At 70.8% G+C, this 18,518-nt stretch carries 25 protein-coding genes and 1 riboswitch; of the genes, 7 read left to right on the top strand and 18 right to left on the bottom strand.

Going from position 1 to position 18,518, the window contains the following annotated elements; genetic code table 11:
• Nucleotides 1-78: 78 nt before the first annotated feature.
• Nucleotides 79-408 carry a hypothetical protein gene (locus GNT64_RS12055; protein ID WP_156679741.1) on the bottom strand — a complete coding sequence of 110 codons (330 nt, stop codon included), beginning with the start codon at nucleotides 406-408 and terminating at the stop codon, nucleotides 79-81.
• 18 nt (nucleotides 409-426) lie between these two features.
• On the opposite strand from GNT64_RS12055, the gene GNT64_RS12050 reads away from it, so the two are divergent.
• Nucleotides 427-846 (top strand): RNA-binding protein, encoded by a 420-nt coding sequence (locus tag GNT64_RS12050; protein WP_156679740.1) that lies wholly within the window; start codon nucleotides 427-429, stop codon nucleotides 844-846.
• Here GNT64_RS12050 and GNT64_RS12045 read toward each other — a convergent pair.
• Nucleotides 834-1,001: a hypothetical protein gene (locus tag GNT64_RS12045; RefSeq protein WP_156679739.1), complete on the bottom strand. Its 168-nt coding sequence runs from the start codon at nucleotides 999-1,001 to the stop codon at nucleotides 834-836. The genes GNT64_RS12050 and GNT64_RS12045 overlap by 13 nt on opposite strands.
• Nucleotides 1,002-1,137: 136 nt before the next feature.
• On the opposite strand from GNT64_RS12045, the gene GNT64_RS12040 reads away from it, so the two are divergent.
• Nucleotides 1,138-1,395: a type II toxin-antitoxin system Phd/YefM family antitoxin gene (locus GNT64_RS12040; protein ID WP_156679738.1), complete on the top strand. Its 258-nt coding sequence runs from the start codon at nucleotides 1,138-1,140 to the stop codon at nucleotides 1,393-1,395.
• Entirely contained in the window at nucleotides 1,395-1,826 is a 432-nt protein-coding gene (locus GNT64_RS12035) for a type II toxin-antitoxin system VapC family toxin (protein ID WP_156679737.1), read from the top strand. The genes GNT64_RS12040 and GNT64_RS12035 overlap by 1 nt, the downstream gene beginning before the upstream one ends.
• A 157-nt stretch (nucleotides 1,827-1,983) precedes the next feature.
• On the opposite strand, the gene GNT64_RS12030 is transcribed toward GNT64_RS12035, so the two are convergent.
• The 12 genes from GNT64_RS12030 to hemC form a co-directional block, all read right to left on the bottom strand.
• Nucleotides 1,984-2,337, bottom strand: a complete 354-nt coding sequence (locus GNT64_RS12030) for a HesB/IscA family protein (protein ID WP_156679736.1) — start codon at nucleotides 2,335-2,337, stop codon at nucleotides 1,984-1,986.
• Nucleotides 2,337-2,816, bottom strand: a complete 480-nt coding sequence (locus GNT64_RS12025) for an SUF system Fe-S cluster assembly protein (protein WP_156679735.1) — start codon at nucleotides 2,814-2,816, stop codon at nucleotides 2,337-2,339. The genes GNT64_RS12030 and GNT64_RS12025 overlap by 1 nt, the downstream gene beginning before the upstream one ends.
• Complete coding sequence (locus GNT64_RS12020; protein WP_156679734.1) at nucleotides 2,813-4,024, bottom strand: cysteine desulfurase; 1,212 nt, start codon at nucleotides 4,022-4,024, stop codon at nucleotides 2,813-2,815. Before GNT64_RS12020 ends, GNT64_RS12025 begins: the two co-directional genes overlap by 4 nt.
• Before the next feature lie 103 nt (nucleotides 4,025-4,127).
• A complete protein-coding gene (locus tag GNT64_RS12015) occupies nucleotides 4,128-5,210 on the bottom strand; it encodes a SufB/SufD family protein (RefSeq protein ID WP_156679733.1) in 1,083 nt (360 codons plus the stop codon).
• Nucleotides 5,211-5,370: 160 nt separating this feature from the next.
• Nucleotides 5,371-6,117, bottom strand: a complete 747-nt coding sequence (gene sufC, locus GNT64_RS12010; protein WP_156679732.1) for a Fe-S cluster assembly ATPase SufC — start codon at nucleotides 6,115-6,117, stop codon at nucleotides 5,371-5,373.
• Complete coding sequence (locus tag GNT64_RS12005) at nucleotides 6,101-6,487, bottom strand: hypothetical protein (protein WP_156679731.1); 387 nt, start codon at nucleotides 6,485-6,487, stop codon at nucleotides 6,101-6,103. Before GNT64_RS12005 ends, sufC begins: the two co-directional genes overlap by 17 nt.
• Complete coding sequence (gene sufB, locus GNT64_RS12000; protein ID WP_156679730.1) at nucleotides 6,484-7,956, bottom strand: Fe-S cluster assembly protein SufB; 1,473 nt, start codon at nucleotides 7,954-7,956, stop codon at nucleotides 6,484-6,486. Before sufB ends, GNT64_RS12005 begins: the two co-directional genes overlap by 4 nt.
• Complete coding sequence (locus GNT64_RS11995) at nucleotides 7,953-8,402, bottom strand: RrF2 family transcriptional regulator (protein ID WP_156681593.1); 450 nt, start codon at nucleotides 8,400-8,402, stop codon at nucleotides 7,953-7,955. Before GNT64_RS11995 ends, sufB begins: the two co-directional genes overlap by 4 nt.
• Nucleotides 8,403-8,627: 225 nt before the next feature.
• Nucleotides 8,628-8,993: a hypothetical protein gene (locus GNT64_RS11990; RefSeq protein ID WP_156679729.1), complete on the bottom strand. Its 366-nt coding sequence runs from the start codon at nucleotides 8,991-8,993 to the stop codon at nucleotides 8,628-8,630.
• Nucleotides 8,990-9,880, bottom strand: coding sequence for a hypothetical protein (locus GNT64_RS11985; RefSeq protein ID WP_231638975.1), 891 nt, complete (start codon nucleotides 9,878-9,880; stop codon nucleotides 8,990-8,992). The genes GNT64_RS11990 and GNT64_RS11985 overlap by 4 nt, the downstream gene beginning before the upstream one ends.
• The gene (locus GNT64_RS11980) at nucleotides 9,880-10,584 is read right to left on the bottom strand and encodes a uroporphyrinogen-III synthase (protein ID WP_156679728.1); all 705 of its coding nucleotides are present in this window, start codon (nucleotides 10,582-10,584) and stop codon (nucleotides 9,880-9,882) included. The genes GNT64_RS11985 and GNT64_RS11980 overlap by 1 nt, the downstream gene beginning before the upstream one ends.
• Complete coding sequence (gene hemC / locus GNT64_RS11975; RefSeq protein ID WP_156679727.1) at nucleotides 10,581-11,516, bottom strand: hydroxymethylbilane synthase; 936 nt, start codon at nucleotides 11,514-11,516, stop codon at nucleotides 10,581-10,583. Before hemC ends, GNT64_RS11980 begins: the two co-directional genes overlap by 4 nt.
• Before the next feature lie 43 nt (nucleotides 11,517-11,559).
• On the opposite strand from hemC, the gene tsaD reads away from it, so the two are divergent.
• Together tsaD and GNT64_RS11965 are read left to right on the top strand one after the other, a co-directional pair.
• Nucleotides 11,560-12,594: a tRNA (adenosine(37)-N6)-threonylcarbamoyltransferase complex transferase subunit TsaD gene (gene tsaD / locus GNT64_RS11970; protein WP_156679726.1), complete on the top strand. Its 1,035-nt coding sequence runs from the start codon at nucleotides 11,560-11,562 to the stop codon at nucleotides 12,592-12,594.
• A complete protein-coding gene (locus GNT64_RS11965; RefSeq protein WP_156679725.1) occupies nucleotides 12,591-13,568 on the top strand; it encodes an NAD(P)H-dependent glycerol-3-phosphate dehydrogenase in 978 nt (325 codons plus the stop codon). Before tsaD ends, GNT64_RS11965 begins: the two co-directional genes overlap by 4 nt.
• Before the next feature lie 151 nt (nucleotides 13,569-13,719).
• On the opposite strand, the gene GNT64_RS11960 is transcribed toward GNT64_RS11965, so the two are convergent.
• Nucleotides 13,720-13,905 carry a DUF1674 domain-containing protein gene (locus tag GNT64_RS11960; protein ID WP_156679724.1) on the bottom strand — a complete coding sequence of 62 codons (186 nt, stop codon included), beginning with the start codon at nucleotides 13,903-13,905 and terminating at the stop codon, nucleotides 13,720-13,722.
• Between the two features lie 72 nt (nucleotides 13,906-13,977).
• Here GNT64_RS11960 and htpX point away from each other — a divergent pair, with 72 nt between their 5' ends.
• The gene (gene htpX / locus GNT64_RS11955) at nucleotides 13,978-14,934 is read left to right on the top strand and encodes a zinc metalloprotease HtpX (RefSeq protein WP_156679723.1); all 957 of its coding nucleotides are present in this window, start codon (nucleotides 13,978-13,980) and stop codon (nucleotides 14,932-14,934) included.
• Nucleotides 14,935-15,019: 85 nt separating this feature from the next.
• Here htpX and rnhA read toward each other — a convergent pair whose 3' ends face one another.
• The 3 genes from rnhA to ispH are packed head-to-tail and all read right to left on the bottom strand — an operon-like array spanning nucleotide 15,020 to nucleotide 17,461.
• Nucleotides 15,020-15,502, bottom strand: a complete 483-nt coding sequence (gene rnhA / locus GNT64_RS11950; protein ID WP_156679722.1) for a ribonuclease HI — start codon at nucleotides 15,500-15,502, stop codon at nucleotides 15,020-15,022.
• Complete coding sequence (gene thrB / locus GNT64_RS11945) at nucleotides 15,499-16,455, bottom strand: homoserine kinase (protein ID WP_156679721.1); 957 nt, start codon at nucleotides 16,453-16,455, stop codon at nucleotides 15,499-15,501. Before thrB ends, rnhA begins: the two co-directional genes overlap by 4 nt.
• Before the next feature lie 13 nt (nucleotides 16,456-16,468).
• Complete coding sequence (gene ispH / locus GNT64_RS11940) at nucleotides 16,469-17,461, bottom strand: 4-hydroxy-3-methylbut-2-enyl diphosphate reductase (protein WP_422396589.1); 993 nt, start codon at nucleotides 17,459-17,461, stop codon at nucleotides 16,469-16,471.
• Between the two features lie 117 nt (nucleotides 17,462-17,578).
• Here ispH and GNT64_RS11935 point away from each other — a divergent pair, with 117 nt between their 5' ends.
• Nucleotides 17,579-18,244 (top strand): hypothetical protein, encoded by a 666-nt coding sequence (locus tag GNT64_RS11935; protein WP_231638974.1) that lies wholly within the window; start codon nucleotides 17,579-17,581, stop codon nucleotides 18,242-18,244.
• A 70-nt stretch (nucleotides 18,245-18,314) separates the two neighbouring features.
• Nucleotides 18,315-18,413: riboswitch (glycine riboswitch) on the top strand.
• Nucleotides 18,414-18,518: the final 105 nt, after the last annotated feature.

Below are 18,518 nucleotides of genomic sequence, written 5' to 3'. Positions count from 1 at the left end.
GTCTAAGAAGCATCTTGGGGCTTCGTCCGGCCTACGTCGGCAAGCGCCGGCCGGAACCCCTGCCGCAAATCGCATCAGTCACGCGGCGCGATAGAAGTGAGGCGAGGGCAACGGTGTCAAAGCCCAGTGGAATCCACCTCCTTTGCCAGGGTGCAGCACGTGTAGCTCCTTGGCGGAGTAGATCCGTTCGTACGCGTCGGTCGGAGTGTTGCGGTTTCGGAGCGGGCGGGTCCCGAATGCCTCAATGAACTTGGCTATCAGGTCGGCCTCGACCCCTTCGCAGTTGGTACCATGCCAGCGCACCTTCGGCTCGCAGTAATAGAAGCGCTTCGCGAAGGCCGATTGCTCACGGCGCAGGAGCGCGACATCCACGATCGCGGGCTCGTTACGCTTATCCGCCAGCGTCACGACGCGATCGATGAAAGGGTGGCGGACGCCTATGGCTGGGGCGACGAGCATCGCGCCGGCTCGCTGGACGAGGAGACGATCCTCACCCGCCTCGTCGCGCTCAACAAGGCGCGGGCGGCGGAGGAGGCGCGCGGACTGGTGCGCTATCTGCGTCCCGAGTTCCAGGACCCCGGCTATCGCGCGCCGATCGCGGGTACGCTCGACCTGGGCGAGGCCGCAATGGCGCCGGTCAGCAACGTCATCCCTTGGCCGGCGACCTTGCCCGAGCAGGTCGGCGCGGTGCAGTCGATCCTCGCCGCCGCGCCCGCGCCGCTTGGCGCAGGGGACATCGCCCGCAGCTTCAAGGGCAAGCGCGCCGCCACCGTCCGTCCGGTGCTCGATGCGCTCGCCGGCCTTGGCATGGCCCGCCGCCTCAATGACGGGCGTTACGCAGCCTGATCGCTCCCGCCTTGCTGCGCGCGCCGCTCCGGCTCGGGCGCGAGGGATAAGCAGGCAGCGTCGAAGCCGTGCATCGTCTGCTCGTTGATGGCGCCGCCTTGGCGCAGGCCTTCCATCATCTCATAGATGGCCGCCATCGGCTCGCTCTTGTACATCCTCGTCGCCATAGCTCACCTCGTCAGCCTGCCGCGTGCTCCCGTCGCCCGATAGCACATGCAGGCGTGCCATGGCGGTTGAAGTTCAGCGCCGTCGCATGTAGATATGTTTCTACATCAAATGGAGGGCCGCCCTATGGGATCTACCACGCTGTCCAGTCGCGAGTTCAATCAGGATGCCAGCCGGGCGAAGAAGGCGACGGCAGGTGGTCCGGTCTTCATCACCGATCGGGGCAGGCCGGCTCACGTCCTCATGAGCATCGAGGATTACCAGAAGCTCGTCGGAAAGGGTGCTAGCATCATCGACCTGCTCTCGGCAAATGAGCACGACGCTATCGACTTTGAGGCGCCGCGCGCATCCGGTGAGCTCTTCCGGCCCGCCGACTTGTCCTGATGTACTTGCTCGATACGAACGTCGTATCCGAGCTGCGCAAGACGAAAAACGGCAGGGCGGACCCGAACGTGGTCGCCTGGGCGCAGCCGATCCCCGTCGGCAGCCTGTTCCTGTCAGCAATTACAGTCCTGGAGCTAGAGCTGGGCATCCTGCTGATCGAACGGCGCGATGCGGCTCAGGGCAAAGTTCTGCGCGCTTGGCTGGATCAGAGCGTCTTGCCAGCATTCGAAGGCCGCATCCTTCCGGTCGACGTGGAAGTAGCTCGACGGTGCGCGCGGATGCACGTTCCGGACCCACGCTCGGACCGCGACGCGCTCATCGCGGCGACGGCGCTCGTCCATGGAATGACCGTGGTGACCCGCAACGTCCCGGACTTTTCAGGGCTCGATTTGACGCTGCTCGACCCGTGGCAAACGGGCACGAAAATGTAGCCCAAAAAGCACAAGTGTGGGGTAAATGTGGGAGAGACTTTCGGCCGAAAAGCGAAAATACTGAACAATCTAAGTAGCTTACACTTTCCCCTTGCGGACACCCTCTCCGCCAACATCCCGTCCAACGCGCCAGGCCCGCCTTGCACGATGCCCCGCCTCAGACGGTGAAGCTCTCGCCGCAACCGCAGGCGCCTTTGGCGTTGGGGTTCTGGAAGACGAAGCCGGCGGTGAAATCATCCTCCACCCAGTCCATGCGGCTGCCGATCAGGTACAGGATGGAGCCGCCGTCGACGTAGAAGTCGCCGCCGGGGGTGGCGATCTTCTCGTCGAAAGGGTCGGCGGCGGTGATGTAGTCGACCGAGTAGGCAAGGCCCGAGCAACCCCGCCGCGGGGTGGAGAGCTTCACCCCCACGGCGCCGTCGGGCGCCTGCGCCATCAGGTCGGCGATGCGCTGCTCGGCGGAGGGCGTCAGCGTGAGCGCGGCCGGGCGGGCGCGGGCGGTGGTGGCCATCACAGCATCCCCAGTTCGAGTTTGGCTTCGTCGGACATCTTCTGCGGATCCCAAGGCGGATCCCAGACGAGATTGACCTCGGCCGCGCCGACGCCGGGAACGGCGCCGACGCGCATCTCCACCTCGCCCGGCATCGATTCGGCGACCGGGCAGTGCGGCGTCGTGAGGGTCATCGTCACCACCGCATGACCATCGCCGGTGATGTCGACGCCGTAGATCAGGCCGAGATCGTAGATGTTCACCGGGATCTCGGGATCGTAGATCTCCTTCAGCGCGGTGATCACGGCGTCATAGACCTCCCCGCCGGGCTCGCCGGCCGGCTGCGCGGCCGCGCCGGCGGCGAGGAAGCCTTCGAGATAGTCCGCCTTGTGCGGCACGCTGGCCTGGGGGCGGACCGCCGGCTCCTCCTCCACCCGCGCGCGGGGCGCGGGGGCGACGGCGTCGACCTCCTCGATCCTGATGCTGTTCTCGTCGCTCATCCGAATATTCTCGTCACCCGTTGCAATCCCCGCACCAGCGCGTCCACGTCCGCCGCGCCATTATAGACGCCGAAGCTGGCGCGCGCGGTGGCCGGCACGCCCAGATGCTCCATCAGCGGCTGGGCGCAATGATGGCCTGCGCGGATCGCCACCCGCTCCTCGTCCAATATGGTGCCGATGTCGTGCGGATGCACCCCCTCCACCGCGAAGCTGACGATGCCGGCGGCATCCTCCGGCCCGAACAGCGTGACGCTGTTCAGCGCCGACAGCGCCTCGCGCGCGGTGCGCACCAGCGCCGTCTCGTGCGCGTGGATGGCGTCAAGGCCGATCGCGTCGACATAGTCGATCGACGCGTGCAGGCCGAGCGCGCCGACGATGTGCGGCGTCCCCGCCTCGAACCGGGCGGGCGGCGGGGCAAAGCTGGTGCGATCGAACGTGACGCGATCGATCATCGCGCCGCCGCCCTGCCACGGCGGCATGGCATCGAGGATGTCGGCCCGCGCCCACAGCACGCCGATGCCGGTCGGCCCGTAGAGCTTGTGGCCGGAGAAGACGTAGAAGTCGCAGCCCAGGGCGGCGACGTCCACGGCTAGGCGAGGCACCGCCTGACAGCCGTCAAGCAGCAGCTTCGCGCCCACGCCATGCGCCAGATCGGCGGCGCGACGGCAATCCAGCACGGAGCCGAGCACGTTGGAGACGTGGGCCAGCGCCACCAGCCGGTGCTGCGGCGTCAGCATGGCCGCCACCGCGTCCAGATCGATGCACCCGGCCGCATCCAGCGGGGCGACATCGATTTGCAGGCCCAGCCGATCGCGCAGCAGCTGCCACGGCACGATATTGCTGTGATGTTCGAGCTGCGAGAGCAGGATGCGATCGCCCGGCTGCAGCGACAGCCCCCAGCTCTGCGCGACGAGGTTGATGCCTTCCGTCGCGCCGCGCACGAACACGATCTCGTCGGCGGACGCGGCGCCGATGAAGCCGGCCACGCGGGCGCGCGCCGCCTCATAGGCCACGGTCATGTCGGCCGAGCGGGCGTAGACGCCGCGATGCACGGTCGCATAGGTCTCGCTGTAGGCACGGGCGATGGCGTCGATCACTGCCTGCGGCTTCTGCGCGGTGGCGGCGGTGTCGAGATAGGCCCAACCCGTCGGGATCGCCGGAAAGTCCGCAACGCGATCGAGCGGGCGGGTGTCGGTGAGGATCGACATTAGCGTCCGTACCTCTCGAATGCGGGCGTCATCGGGGCGCACGGTTCAGACCGCGAACGATCGCGACCTCCCCTGAGCCGAAGGGGTGAGGGAGAATATCGGCTCATTCCGTGCTTCCCAGCCACGCATCGGCATCGGCGACGAACGCCTCGCGCACCGCCTCCTCGCCGATCCGGCCGAGTGCGTCGGCGATGAAGGCGCGGGTCAGCAGCGCGCGCGCCTGCGCCGGCGGCAGGCCCCGGCTGGCGAGATAGAAGAGCGCGCGCGCGTCCAACTCGCCCACCGTGGCGCCGTGGGCGCACTTCACGTCGTCGGCGAAGATCTCCAGCTCGGGCTTCAGGTTCACCGTCGCGGTACGCCGCAGGAGCAGGCCGCGCAGCGACTGCTCGCCGTCCGTCTTCTGCGCGTCGCGCGCCACCTCGACACGGGCGGCCAGGCTGGCGGTGGCGGTGTCGTCGGCCACGGCGCGCCACAGCTGGCGGCTGGTGCCCTCCGTGGCGGCATGGCGGACAACGACGGCCGCGTCGTGGCGCTGGCCGCCGCGCGCCAGCAGCGCGCCGCCATATTCGGCATAGCCGCCGGGTGCCGCCAGGGTGACGGCGCCGTCGATCCGCGTGCCGGCGCCGCCGACGCCGAGGATCGTCGTGACCAGGCTCGCGCCGCGCCCGAGCACCGCCTCGTCGCGCAGCGAGGTAAAGCCGCTCGCCTGCATCAGCCGCACGCCGCGCATCAGCCGCGCGCCGTGATCGAGCGCGATCGCGGTCAGCCGGTTGGCCCAGCCATCGCCGACGAACGTCTCGACGATGCTCGCCTGCGCATCCTCGGCCAGCGCGATGCGCGCCGGCAGGTGGCTGGCGCCGCCGGTCGCGACATGGACGATCTCGACCGGGCCGGCGGCGGCGTGATCGCGGCCGATCGCCAGGGTCCAGCCGTTACCGGCGGCGAGGCGGCCGAGCGGATGCTCGCTGGCCGCATCGACCGGGCCGATGGCGATGACGCCCGGCGCGCTGCGCGCCGCATCGAGCCGCCCGTCGACGAACAGCAGCCGCGGGCCGCCGAGGTTCAGCCACAGGTGCGCCGGATCGATCGCGCCGCCGGCCGGGCTGCCTTCGGCGAGCGCCGCCAGGCCGGAGAGATCGGACCAGCGCCACGCCTCCTCGCGCGGGGACGGGAGCGCGAGGCTCATGATTTCACCTCGCCGCCGGGAAGGGAAGCGGCGGCAGGCTGGTGGAGGGGGAGGGAGGCAGATGAGGCACTCAAAAGGGAGCACAGCGTATGCCGCGCGCGCCCTCCAACGGCCGCGCCGGTCCCCATCCCCGTGCCGGGGAGGAATTGGGCGGTCGCGCTCACGCCGCCATCGTCCCGGCATAGCCCTCGCGCTCCAGCTCCAGCGCGAGGTCCGCGCCGCCGGAGCGGACGATGCGGCCATCGGCCAGCACGTGCACGAAGTCCGGCTTCACATAGTCGAGCAGCCGCTGATAGTGGGTGATGAGCAGCACCGCCTTGTCCGGCGTCCGCATGATGCGGTTGATGCCGTCGCCTACCGTGCGCAGCGCATCGATGTCGAGGCCGCTGTCGGTCTCGTCGAGGATGGCGAGCTTCGGGTCGATGATGCCCATCTGCACCATCTCGTTGCGCTTCTTCTCGCCGCCCGAGAAGCCGACGTTCACCGGCCGCTTGAGCATGTCCATGCTGAGCCCGAGCGCATCGGCCTGCGCGCGCGCGACCTTGAGGAACTCGCCGCCCGAAAGCTCCGCCTCGCCCCGCATGCGGCGCTGGGCGTTGAGCGCGGTGCGGAGGAACTGGACGTTCGACACGCCCGGTATCTCGACCGGATATTGAAAGCCGAGGAACAGGCCGGCGGCGGCGCGCTCATGCGGCTCCTTCGCCAGCAGATCCTCGCCGATGAAGGTCGCGCTGCCGCCCGTCACTTCATAGCCGGGCCGGCCGGAAAGCGTGTAGCCGAGCGTCGACTTGCCCGCCCCGTTCGGCCCCATGATCGCATGGATCTCCCCCGCATTGATGGCGAGCGAGAGGCCTTTGAGGATCGGCTTGCCGTCGACTTCGGCGTGGAGGTTATGGATGTGGAGCATTGGAAGATTTCGCCTCACGGGGATCAATCAGAAGCTGCGGCTCCGTGCCGAGCATCACCGGGTACGTATAACTGTCCTCTAGCCGATCAACGAACATAACCGATTTGCGACTTGCGATGGGCGTTCTGATTAAAGCCCGTTCGTTCTTACAAGATGAGAAGGTTTCTGCCATTTTATCCATTCTCTGGCGCAATTCGGCATCATTCATCGCAGCCTTGGTTGGCCAATCGAAATACGAGGCCGGCAGATGCCCGTTAATGCAGTGCGCGTAAGGAGTGACTGCCTGCACAAGCGTCACCCGCTCAACCAGCGTCAAATCGTCGGCAGGCGAAGGCATGTGCAACTGAAACAGGGCTAGAAGCGCGATCACCCAACGCTCCCCTCAAGCGATATCCCCAGCAGCTTCTGTGCTTCTACCGCGAACTCCATCGGCAGCTGCTGCAGCACCTCCTTGGCGAAGCCGTTGACGATCAGCGCCACGGCGTCCTCCGCGTTCAGGCCGCGCTGCATCGCGTAGAACAGCTGGTCGTCGCTGATCTTGCTCGTCGTCGCCTCATGCTCGATCTGGGCGGAGGGGTTGCGCACTTCGATATACGGCACGGTGTGCGCGCCGCACTCCGAACCCAGCAGCAGCGAGTCGCACTGCGTGTGGTTGCGCACGTTCTCGGCGGTCGGCCCCACGCGCACGAGACCGCGATAGGTGTTATCGCTGCGGCCGGCGCTGATGCCCTTGGACACGATCGTCGAGCGCGATCCCTTGCCCAGATGGATCATCTTCGTGCCGGTATCGGCCTGCTGGCGATTGTTCGTCACCGCCACCGAGTAGAATTCGCCGACGCTGTTCTCGCCCGCCAGCACGCAGCTCGGATATTTCCAGGTGATGGCCGAGCCCGTCTCCACCTGCGTCCAGCTGACCTTGCTGTTGCGGCCTTGGCACAGCGCGCGCTTGGTGACGAAATTGTAGATGCCACCGCGCCCCTCGGCGTCGCCCGGATACCAGTTCTGCACGGTGGAATATTTGATCTCGGCATCGTCCATCGCGACGAGCTCCACCACCGCCGCGTGCAGCTGGTTCTCGTCGCGCATCGGCGCGGTGCAGCCTTCGAGGTAGCTGACATAGCTGCCCTTGTCGGCCACGATCAGCGTCCGTTCGAACTGCCCCGTATTGGCGGCGTTGATGCGGAAGTAGGTGCTCAATTCCATCGGGCAGCGCACGCCCTCCGGAATGTAGACGAAGGTGCCGTCGGAGAACACGGCCGCGTTCAGCGCCGCGAAGTAATTGTCCTGCACCGGCACCACGCGGCCGAGCCACTTGCGCACCAGATCGGGATATTCGCGCACCGCCTCGCTGATCGAGCGGAAGATGACGCCCGCTTTCTCCAGCTCGGCGCGGAAGGTCGTGGCGACGGAGACGCTGTCGAACACGGCGTCGACCGCCACCTTGCGACCGCCCTCCACGCCGGCGAGCACCTTCTGCTCCTCGATCGGAATGCCCAGCTTCTCGTAGACGCGCAGGATCTCGGGATCGACCTCGTCGAGCGAGTCGAGCTTCGGCTTCTCCTTGGGCGCGGCGTAATAATAGGCGTCCTGATAGTCGATCGGCGGCACGTTCAGCTTCGCCCAGTCCGGCGCGTCCAGGGTCAGCCACAGGCGAAAGGCCTTCAGCCGCCAGTCGAGCATCCACTCCGGCTCGTTCTTCTTGGCCGAGATGAAGCGGACGATATCCTCGTTCAGCCCCTTGGGCGCGAACTCCTGCTCGATGTCCGAATTGAAGCCCCATTCGTAGGTGGAGAGCTTCTCGGCGGCGTCCAGCGCCTCGCGGTTGCGCACGTCACTCATGCCGGTGTTCCTGTAAACGTGGCGGCCGCCGGCACGGGAGGCGCCGGGGCCGCGAGCGTGGCTAGCGAGATGCCGCCGAGCGCGCCCTTCACCGCATGGTTGACGGCGGACCAGTGCGGCTTCACGCGGCAGGCCTCCTCCAGCCCGCAATCGTGCCGGCCGTCCTCGACGCAGGCCGTCATCGCGATCGGCCCCTCGACCGCCTCGACGATGTCGGCCAGGCTGATCGCCGCCGCCGGGCGGGCGAGGACGAAGCCGCCGCCGGTGCCGCGCGCCGAGTGGAGCAGGCCGGAGGCGGCGAGCCGCCCCATCAGCTTCTGCGCCGTGGGCAGCGGCACGCCCGTCTCGTCGGACAGCAAGGTCGCGCTCAGCCGCGCCTCTGCGCCGTGGCGCGCGGCGGCGGAGAGCATGACGACCGCATAATCGGTAAGGCTGGTGAGCCGCATGGCATCCTTGAAGCAATCGGACGATTTCGATCCGATTGCCATGTGGCTCCGGCGAAGCCTCAGGTCAAGGGTGGCGGGCGCTCAAATGGTTCGCTTACCCTGAGGGGCGATGAGCCCGGCGAGATGCCGTCTCGAAGGGCACGGCCCTGGACGTTGACGTGCTTCGGGACGCCGCTTCGGCACGCTCAGCGGCTCCTCGGCAGGAGCGGAAAGCCGGATCGACCCTCAAGAGCCGCGGCGCGGCTTCGTCACGGTCGGCGGCGGCAGGTTGCAGGCGGGCAGGCCCAGCTTCGCCTGATCGGCGCAGGGGCGCACCTGAGCGGATCCGTCCGGCCCGATGTAGATGGCATATTCGCCGCCGGGCTGGCAGCGCGCCGCCCACATGAACGTGTTCTTGTACGTCCCGCGATAGACCGGCGGCTCGATCCGGCCGCAGCGCTGGCCGTTGCCGCCGATGGCGCCGCGGATGGCGGCGGCGCGGCGCGGCGCGTCCAGCGCCATCAGCCGCTGCTGATAGGGGTTGGGCGGCGGCGCCGCCCGCGCCGGCGCGGCGGCAGCGAGGACGAGAGTGACGGACAGGACGATTCTCACGGCTGGCCTCCGATGGTCTGCGGCCCGTCGCCGGATGGCGGGGTGGCGGCGGGTGGCGGTTGAACGCCGCGCGGCTCCAGCAGTGCCGCAGTCTCGATCACGTCCAGCGCATCGCGCGCGGCGGCGTAGCGGCGGGCGGTGGCGATCCAGCCGGCGGCGGCCTCCCGCCCCGGCATCCGCGCCACCTCTGCCAGTGCGGTCGCGACATGGCCCGCCTCCAGCTGGCGGCGGGCGCGGGCCAGCCGGTCGGCGGGGTCGGGCGAGGGCACGTTGGCGCGGCGGACGATCACCAGACCGGCAAGCTCGCGGCGCACCCCGTCCAGCCAGCTCTCGTTCGGCCCGCCGCCGGACAGAGCGGGGCCGATATCGCCGAGGCCGGCCTGCAACTCCTCCAGCGTCACCGGCTGGCGGCCGGCGGCGATGATCGTCGCCACCGCCTGCGGCTGGCTCTGGCCGAAACGCTCGCGCAGCAGCGCCTCGATATAGCCGAGCGCCACGCCGCGATCGAGCGCGCGTCGCGCGGCAAAGGCGACGAGCAGCCCCTCGGCCCGGTCGGCATTGCCCACCGCTGCGTTGGCGCGGGCGTTGATCTGGGCGAGCCGCGCCTCAAGGCCGGCCACGCGCCGCTCGATCACGGCCTCACGCGCGGGATCGAAGGCGGGCACCGGCGCCGCCGGTTGCACGATCGTCACCGGGCGGGCGGCTGCGGGCTGGGCCGCGGGCTGCGCCGCGCCGCCGGCGATGTAGCGTGCGGCGACCGACCAGTGGGTCAGCACATAGCCCATCGATGCGGCGCCTGCCGCGAACACCAGCACGAACAGGATCAGCCAGCGCAGCCATATGCGCGAGCGTGGCGCCTCCTCCACCGGATGATATTCGCTCGCCATCAGCCCTCCGTTCCGCGCCCCTGATCGCACAAGCGCGCCGCCGCTGCCAGCAGCGCCTCGTCGGTCGGATCGGTGGCGGCCGCCGTCGCGCGCCAGTTCGTGCCGGCGGCCGAGAGCGCCGCCGGGCTGATCGCGGCGATCGTCAGGCCCTCGGTCGCGAGCCCGCCGGCCAGAGCGAGCGCGCGGTAGAGCGCCGCCGCGCGCGGCGAGTGGAGCAGGGCGACGGCGCCGGCGCGGGCGGCGGCCGCGGCGGCGGGCGCCAGCGCCGCGGCCGGATCGGCGGCGTAGACGATCCGCGTCTCAACCGCCACGCCGTCGGCGACCAGCGGGCGATGCTCGCGCCCGGCGAGGTGGAGGGCGCGCCGCACGCCGGACCGCGCGAGGCCCGCCGCCAGCGCCGCCGCGTCGCCTTCGCCTGCGTGGACGGTGGCGAAGCCGGCCGCGCGCGCCGCCGCCGCCGTCGCCTCCCCCACCGCGTGCACCGGCAGCGCCAGGTAGCGCGCCAGCCCGTCCCCGCCGGCACGCACCGCGCTGGCGCTCGTCAGCAGCAGCGCGTCGAACGCGGCCGGATCGGGCGCCGCCCACGCGATCGGGCGGACGACGAACAGCGGGGTCGCCACCGTCGCGAAGCCGAGCGACGCGGCCCGCCGCGCCGTGGCGGCGGCGCCGGGTTCCGGCCGCAGGATCAGCAGCGTGCCGCTCACCCGGTGAACAGCGCCCGCAGCGCCGGGCTGGCGCGGCCGAGCAGGTCGCGCGCCAGCGCGGCCGCGTGCCGCGCATCCGCGCCGCCGTCGATCGCCGCGCCCGGCAGCAGCGCCTCGCCGGCGACGCACTCGGCGCCGTCCTCGGCCAGGATCTCGGCGCGCAGCCGCAGCCCGCCCGCCGCCGCCACCGCCAGCGCCGCGACGGGCGAGCGGCAGTCCGCGCCGAGTGCGGCCAGCAGCGCCCGCTCGGCCGCCACGCAGCGGCTGGTCGCGCCGTCGTCGATCGCCGCCAGGCCCTCGCGGACGGCGGCGTTGGCCGCCAGCGCCTCGATCCCCACGGCGCCCTGGGCGGGGGCGGGCAGCATCTGCTCGATCGGGATGGCGACGCCGATCTCCGGCCGGCCGAGGCGGTCGAGGCCGGCGGCGGCCAGCAGGGTCGCGTCCGCCTCGCCCAGGTTCAGGCGGGAGAGGCGGGTGTCGACATTGCCGCGGAACAGCGTGATCGTCACGTCCGGCCGCTCGCGCCGCAGCTGGGCGGACCGGCGCGGCGAGGAGGTGCCGATCACCGGATCGGGCCGCAGCGCGGCGAGGCTGTCGGCGCCGATCAGCCGGTCCCGCACGTCGGCGCGCGGCAGCATTGCGGCGATGGCGATCTCGGCCGGGCGGATCGTCTCGACATCCTTCATCGAGTGGACGGCGAAGTCGATCTCCCGCGCCAGCAGCGCGCGATCGAGCTCCTTGGTCCACAGCGCCTTGCCGCCGACTTCGGCCAGCGCGCGATCCTGGATGCGATCGCCGGAGGTGCGGATCGGCACGATCACGATATCGTCGTCGCGCCAGCCATGCGCCGCACGCAGCGCGGCGGCGACCATGCGGGCCTGGGTGAGGGCGAGCGGGGATCCGCGCGTGCCGAGGCGGAGGGGCAGGTGCATGGCCGGTTGCCCTAACGCCCGAAGCGGTGGCAGGGAAGCCGGCATGACCCTGATCCTCGGCCTCGAATCCTCCTGCGACGAGACGGCCGCCGCGCTGGTGACGGGCGACCGCGTCGTGCTCGCCCACCGCCTCGCCGGGCAGGAGGCGGCGCACCGGCCGTTCGGCGGCGTGGTGCCGGAGATCGCGGCGCGCGCCCATGTCGAGATGCTGACGCCGCTGGTCGGCCAGGCGCTGGCGGATGCGGGCGTCACCTTGGCGCAGGTCGATGCAATCGCGGCGACAGCCGGGCCGGGGCTGATCGGCGGGGTGATGGTGGGGCTGGTGACGGGCAAGGCGCTGGCGCTGGCGGCGGGCAAGCCGCTGGTGGCGGTCAACCATCTGGAAGGCCATGCGCTGAGCCCGCGGCTGGCCGATGCCGGCCTCGCCTTTCCCTATCTGCTGCTGCTGGTGTCCGGCGGGCATTGCCAGCTGCTGTTCGTCGAGGGGGTCGGCCGCTACCGGCGGCTGGCGACGACGATCGACGATGCGGCGGGCGAGGCGTTCGACAAGACGGCCAAGCTGCTCGGCCTCGGCTTTCCCGGCGGGCCGGCGGTGGAGCAGGCGGCGCGTGGCGGCGATCCGCGGGCGGTGCCGCTGCCGCGCCCGCTGGTGGGCACGGCGGAGCCGCATTTCTCCTTCGCCGGCCTCAAGAGCGCCGTGCTGCGCGCGCGCGACGCCGGCATCCACCCGGCCGAGGATATCGCCGCATCGTTCCAGCAGGCGGTGGTGGACTGCCTCGTCGATCGCACGCGCCGCGCGCTGGCCCTTGCCGGCGGCGCCACGGCGCTGGTCGTGGCGGGCGGCGTCGCCGCCAACGGCGCGGTGCGGGCGGCGCTCTCGGATATCGCCGCGCGGGCCGATCTGCCGTTCGTCGCACCGCCGCTATGGCTCTGCACGGACAATGCGGCGATGATCGGCTGGGCCGGCGCGGAACGGTTCGCCGCCGGGCTGACCGATCCGCTGGACGTGGCGGCACGCGCGCGCTGGCCGCTCGATCCATCGGCGGCAAAGGCGCGCGGCGCGGGGGTGAAGGCATGAGGATCGGCGTGATCGGCGGGGGCGCGTGGGGCACCGCGCTGGCCCAGGTGGCGGCGGCCGGCGGCGATCCCGTCATCCTCTGGGCGCGCGAGCCGGAGGTGGTGGCGGCGATCAACGATGCCCGCGAGAACAGCCTGTTCCTCGCCGGCGTGCCGCTCTCCCCGGCGATCCGCGCGACCGGCGCCATCGCCGATCTGGCCGCGTGCGAGGCGCTGCTGGCGGTGACGCCGGCGCAGCATCTGCGCGCCGTGCTCGCCACCCTGCCGCCGGGCGACGCGGCGTTGGTGCTGTGCGCCAAGGGGATCGAGGCAGGCACCGGCCGGCTGATGTCAGAGATCGCGGCCGAGGCACGGCCCGGGGCGTCGATCGCCGTCCTCTCCGGACCCACCTTCGCGCACGAGGTGGCGGCCGGCCTGCCGACCGCCGTGACCTTGGCCTGCGCGGATGCGGAGGTGGGCGCGGGGCTGGCGGCGCGGCTCGCGCGGCCGGGCTTCCGCCCCTATGTCTCGGCCGACGTGATCGGCGCGGAGATCGGCGGCGCGGTGAAGAATGTGCTGGCGATCGCCTGCGGCGTCGTCGAGGGGCGGGGCCTCGGCCAGAATGCGCGCGCCGCCCTCATCAGCCGGGGCTTCGCCGAGATGACGCGCTTCGGCCTGGCGCGGGGGGCGGACGCCGCGACCCTGGCCGGCCTGTCGGGGCTCGGCGATCTGGTCCTCACCTGCTCGTCCGCCAGCTCGCGCAACTTCTCGCTGGGGCTGGGGCTGGGGCAGGGCCGCCGCGCGGAGGATCTGCTGGCGGACCGGCGGACGGTGGCCGAGGGCGCCTTCACCGCGCCGGTGCTGCGCGATGCCGCCGCCGCCGCCGGCGTCGACATGCCGATCGTCGGCGCGGTGTGCGCGCTGCTGGAGGGCACGGCGCTGGTCGATCGCGTGGTGGAGGCGCTGCTCGCGCGGCCGCTGCGCGCGGAGGGCTGAGGCGGGAAAGGCAGTTCCTCCCCGGAACGGGGAGGGGGACCATCCGCAGGATGGTGGAGGGGGATCGCGGCACACGATGCGGTCGCGTCCGCCGACCGCCCCCTCCACCACGCTTCGCGCGGTCCCCTCCCCGTTCCGGGAGGAGCTGATTCTAGAAGTCGACGGCGATGCCTTTCAGCTCCCAGTCGCCGTAGCGGGTGGGATCCAGGCCGTCGCGGCCGCCATGTTCGGGCGCCGGCGGCACGGCCTGCGGCTGCGGCACCGGCGGGTTCGCCGAGAGATGGGCCGGCGGCCTGACATGGTCCGGGCGCCTGCCGCCCGCGTTGCTGCTGCTCATCGCCCGGTTCCCGTCAAGATTGCAGAATGAAGCGCTGCTCCCCACATCGGCCCGGGGAGACGGATTGGCAAGATGAACGGTTTCAGGACGACGATGCTGCTGGCGGCGATGACCGCCCTGTTCATGGGGCTGGGCTTCACCTTCGGCGGCCCGTCCGGCGCGGCGATCGCGCTGCTGGTGGCGGCGGGCATGAACTTGTTCACCTACTGGAAAGCCGATTCGATCGTGCTGCGCATGCATGGCGCGCGGGAGGTCGATGTCGGTAGCTGTCCGGAGTTCGTCGGGCTGGTCCACGATCTCGCCCGTCGCGCCGGCCTGCCTGCCCCGCGCGTCTACGTCATCAACTCGCCGCATCCGAACGCCTTCGCCACCGGCCGCAACCCGCGCCACGCGGCGGTGGCGGCGACCACCGGGCTGCTCGGCCTGCTCGATCGCGACGAGATCGCCGGCGTCATGGCGCATGAGCTGGGCCACATCCGCAATCACGACACGCTGATCATGACGATGACGGCGACGATCGCCGGCGCGGTATCGATGCTCGCCAATTTCGGCCTGTTCTTCGGCGGCGGCGATGGCGAGCGGCCGAACGTGGCGGCGACGTTGCTGGCGGTGCTGGTGGCGCCCTTCGCCGCGATGATCGTGCAGATGGCGATCAGCCGCACCCGCGAATATGGCGCGGACCGCGCCGGCGCGGAGATCAGCGGCAAGCCCCACGCGCTGGCCTCGGCGCTGGCGAAGCTGGCGCAGGGGGCGGAGCGGGTGCCGAACCCGGTCGTCGGCCGCAACCCGGCGGCGGCGTCGCTCTATATCGTGCCGGCGCTGCGCGGCCATGGCGGCGACAGCCTGTTCTCGACCCACCCTGACACCGCCAACCGCATCGCAGCCTTGTGCGCGATCGCCGACGAGATGGGCGTGCGGCCGAGCGCGGTTACGGTGCCGACGGCCAGGCACGCCATGGCGGCGGTGCCGGTGGTCAGGCGCGCGCCGCCGCCACGATCGAGCGCGCTCGATCCGCTCGGGCGCCGCTAGGCCGGATCGGCATCCAGCGTTCGCGGTGTGCATAAGGCCAGGTCAAACCGGCTTCATCCGCTCGATGTCGATCCAGCCTGGACGCTCAGCTTACCGTCGCCGCCAGCCTGGGCGCGCGGCCGGCCGCAACCGCCGCGTCGCTCGCCAGCCTGTCGGCGCGCTCATTCTCCGGGTGGCCGGCATGGCCCTTCACCCACTCCCACGCGATACGGTGCGGGGCGCAGGCGTCGAGCAGCTCCTGCCACAGGTCGGCATTCTTCACCGGCTGCTTCGCCGCCGTCTTCCAGCCATTCTTCTGCCAGCCCTTGATCCACTTGGTCAGCCCGTCCATCACGTAGCGGCTGTCGGTCATCAGGGTCACGCGGCAGGGCCGCTTCAGCGCCTGTAGCGCGCGGATCGCCGCCAGCAGCTCCATGCGGTTGTTGGTCGTCGGGTTCTCGCCGCCGGAGAGCTCCTTCTCGTGCGCGCCGGAACGGATGACGGCGCCCCAGCCGCCCGGGCCGGGATTGCCCTTGCAGGCGCCGTCCGTGGCGATCACGACATGCTGGAGATCGGTGGTGTCGCTCATAGGAAGATGTCCGTCCCCGCCTGCCGGTAGAATGAGAGTCGGCGCGTATAGGCGAGTGGATCCTTGCGCGTCACCAGCGCGTCCGCCGGCGTGTTCAGCCAGTCCCACGCGCGGGTGAGGGCGAAGCGGATGCAGGCGCCCATCGCCAGCACCGGCAGCTGCGCGCGATCCCGTGCCGACAGGCCGAAGCTCTCGTCATAGCCGTCCAGCAGCGCGCGGCCGACCGCCTCGTCATGCCGCGCGCCGGTGGCGTCGAACGACCAGGCCGTATGCGCGATCGCGAGATCGTAGAGCCGGAGATCGGTGCAGGCGAAGTAGAAGTCGATCAGCCCGCCCACCCGATCGCCGAGCATCAGCACATTGTCCGGAAACAGATCGGCGTGGATCACCGTCGCCGGGCCGTCCGCCGGCCAGGACGGGACCACGCCGGCGATGCCGGTCGCCAGGTCCGCCCGCAACCCGGGATCGATCGAATCCAGCCGGTCGCCGCAGCGATCGAGCAGCGGCTGCCACGCATCCACGCCGAGAGCGTTCGGCCGCGCGCCCGTGAAATCGCCGAGCGCCGCGTGCATCCGCCCCATCGCCACGCCGGTCGCGCGCGCCTGGGCCGGGGTCGGGTGACTGACGGAGACGCCGTGAAGGAACTCGATCAGGCAGGCGGGCCGCCCGGCCAGCTGCTGCACCTGCACGCCCGCGCGATCGCGGATCGCGCGCGGCACCGGCAGCCCGCGATCGGCGAGATGATCGAGCAGCGTGAGGAAGAAGGGCAGGTCGCCGGCGTCGACGCGCTTCTCGTACAGCGTCAGGATGAAGCGGCCGCGATCGGTATCGACCATGTAGTTGCTGTTCTCGACGCCCTCCGCGATGCCCTTTAGCGAATCGAGCCGGCCGACGTCGTACCGCGACAGCAGCGCGTCCAGCTCCTCGGCGGAGACGTGCGTGTAGACCGCCATGCCGCGCGTCCGCTCAGGCGGCGGCGTCTAGGCTGCGAGGCAGCTTGAACACCATCTGCTCGCGCACCGCCTCGGTCTCCCGCTCGGTCACAGCGAAGCGGGTGGCGAGCAGCTCGACGAGCTCGCGCACCAGTATCTCGGGCGCCGACGCGCCGGCCGTGATGCCGAGCGTGCGGACGCCGGCCAGCCAGGCGAAATCCACCTCGGCCGCGCGCTGGATCAGCCGGGCCTTCACGCCGTGGCGTTCCGCCACCTCCACCAGCCGCAGCGAGTTGGACGAATTGGGCGCGCCGATCACCAGCATCGCATCGCATTCGTCGGCGATGGCCTTCACCGCCGCCTGCCGGTTGGAGGTGGCGTAGCAGATATCCTCGCCGCGCGGCGCCTGGATGGCGGGGAAGCGGCGGCGCAGGATGGCGATGATCTCGGCCGTGTCGTCCACCGAGAGCGTCGTCTGGGTGAGGAAAGCGAGGTTGGCGGGATCGGCCGGCGCCAGCGCCTCGGCATCGGCCGCCGTCTCGATCAGGGTCATGCGGCCGTCCGGCACCTGACCGAACGTGCCGATCACCTCGGGATGGCCGTGATGGCCGACGAACAGGATGTGCCGCCCGGCCTCCACCAGCCGTTCCGCCTGGCGATGCACCTTGGAGACGAGCGGGCAGGTGGCGTCCACCCAGTCCAGCCCGCGCTCGGCCGCCTCGTGGGGCACGGCCTTGGGCACGCCATGGGCCGAGAACACCACGGGCGCGCCGTCCGGCACCTCGTCCAGCTCCTCCACGAAGATCGCGCCCTTGGCGCGCAGCGCATCGACGACATAGCGGTTGTGAACGATCTCGTGCCGCACGTAGACCGGCACGCCATATTTCTCGATCGACAGCTCCACGATGCGGATCGCGCGGTCAACGCCGGCGCAGAAGCCGCGCGGCGCGGCGATCAGCAGATCCAGCGACGGCCGGAAATCGGGCGGCCGGGCATCGGGCGGCCGGGTATCAGACGGAGGGGGCACGCACTCGCTCATGCCCCGGCCCTACGCGATTGCTTGCCTGCGCGGAAGGCGGTTCCTATGATCCGCAGCCACCCTGTCCGGCGCACGTCCGCGCCCGCTCCTGCTCGGGATTCATCTGTGGCGCGTATCACGATCAAAGCTCTCCGCCTCGCGCTGCCGGGCCTCGGCCTGCTCGCCTTGGGCGCCTGCGCGAAGGACAACCAGTTCGACGAGACCGGCGGCGTGCGCATCACGCGCTCCGCCTGCCCGGCCGTGGCGGTGCCCGCCTATACCGGCGACATCACGCTGTTCGATCCGCCGGCCAGCCGCGAGGCGCGGGCGATCGACGTGGTCGCCACCCTCACCAACCTGCGCGGCAACTGCAACAGCGACGTGGTGACGGGCGATCAGATCGCCACGCAGGCGACGTTCGAGGTGCAGGCCCGGCGGACCAGCACGGCCGGCGCCCGCGACGTGACGATCCCCTATTTCGCCACCGTGATCCGCAGCGGATCGATCGTCGTTTCAAAGCAGGTGGGCCGCGTGGCTGTGCATTTCGACGACGGCCAGGCGCGCGCATCGGTGACGGCGACGGCCACTACCGGCATCGCCCGCGCCGCCGCCAGCCTGCCGCCGGAGGTGGAGAAGCAGATCACCCGCAAGCGCAAGCCGACCGACGCCGACGCATCGATCGATCCGATGGCCGATCCCGCCATCCGCGCCGCCGTGGCCAAGGCCAGCTTCGAGTTCCTCGTCGGCTTCCAGCTGACCAACGACCAGCTGGCCTATAACGCCACCCGGTAGCGCGCATGCCCGATTGACTCGGCCGGTCGGGCAGGCCAATCCCCGAAAGGTCGCCGCCGGGCAACCGGCGGAGGCTCGCGCGGGAGAGTGCATCGGGCCTTGCAGGCCCGGGCCGCCGAAGGAGCAACCGCCCCGGAATCTCTCAGGCACAACGGACCGCGCGGGGCAACGACACTCTGGAAAGCGCACCTGTCAAGGCGGGGGCCACCGAAGGGGTAAGCCGCGCTTCCGTGCGAAGCCGGTCAAAGCTCTCAGGTTTCCGTGACAGAGGGGG

The sequence above is a fragment of the Sphingomonas profundi genome, from assembly GCF_009739515.1.
GTDB lineage: Bacteria > Pseudomonadota > Alphaproteobacteria > Sphingomonadales > Sphingomonadaceae > Alterirhizorhabdus > Alterirhizorhabdus profundi.
Note: the sequence above shows the minus strand (reverse complement) of the source record. Positions and strands in the feature narration are given on the sequence as shown.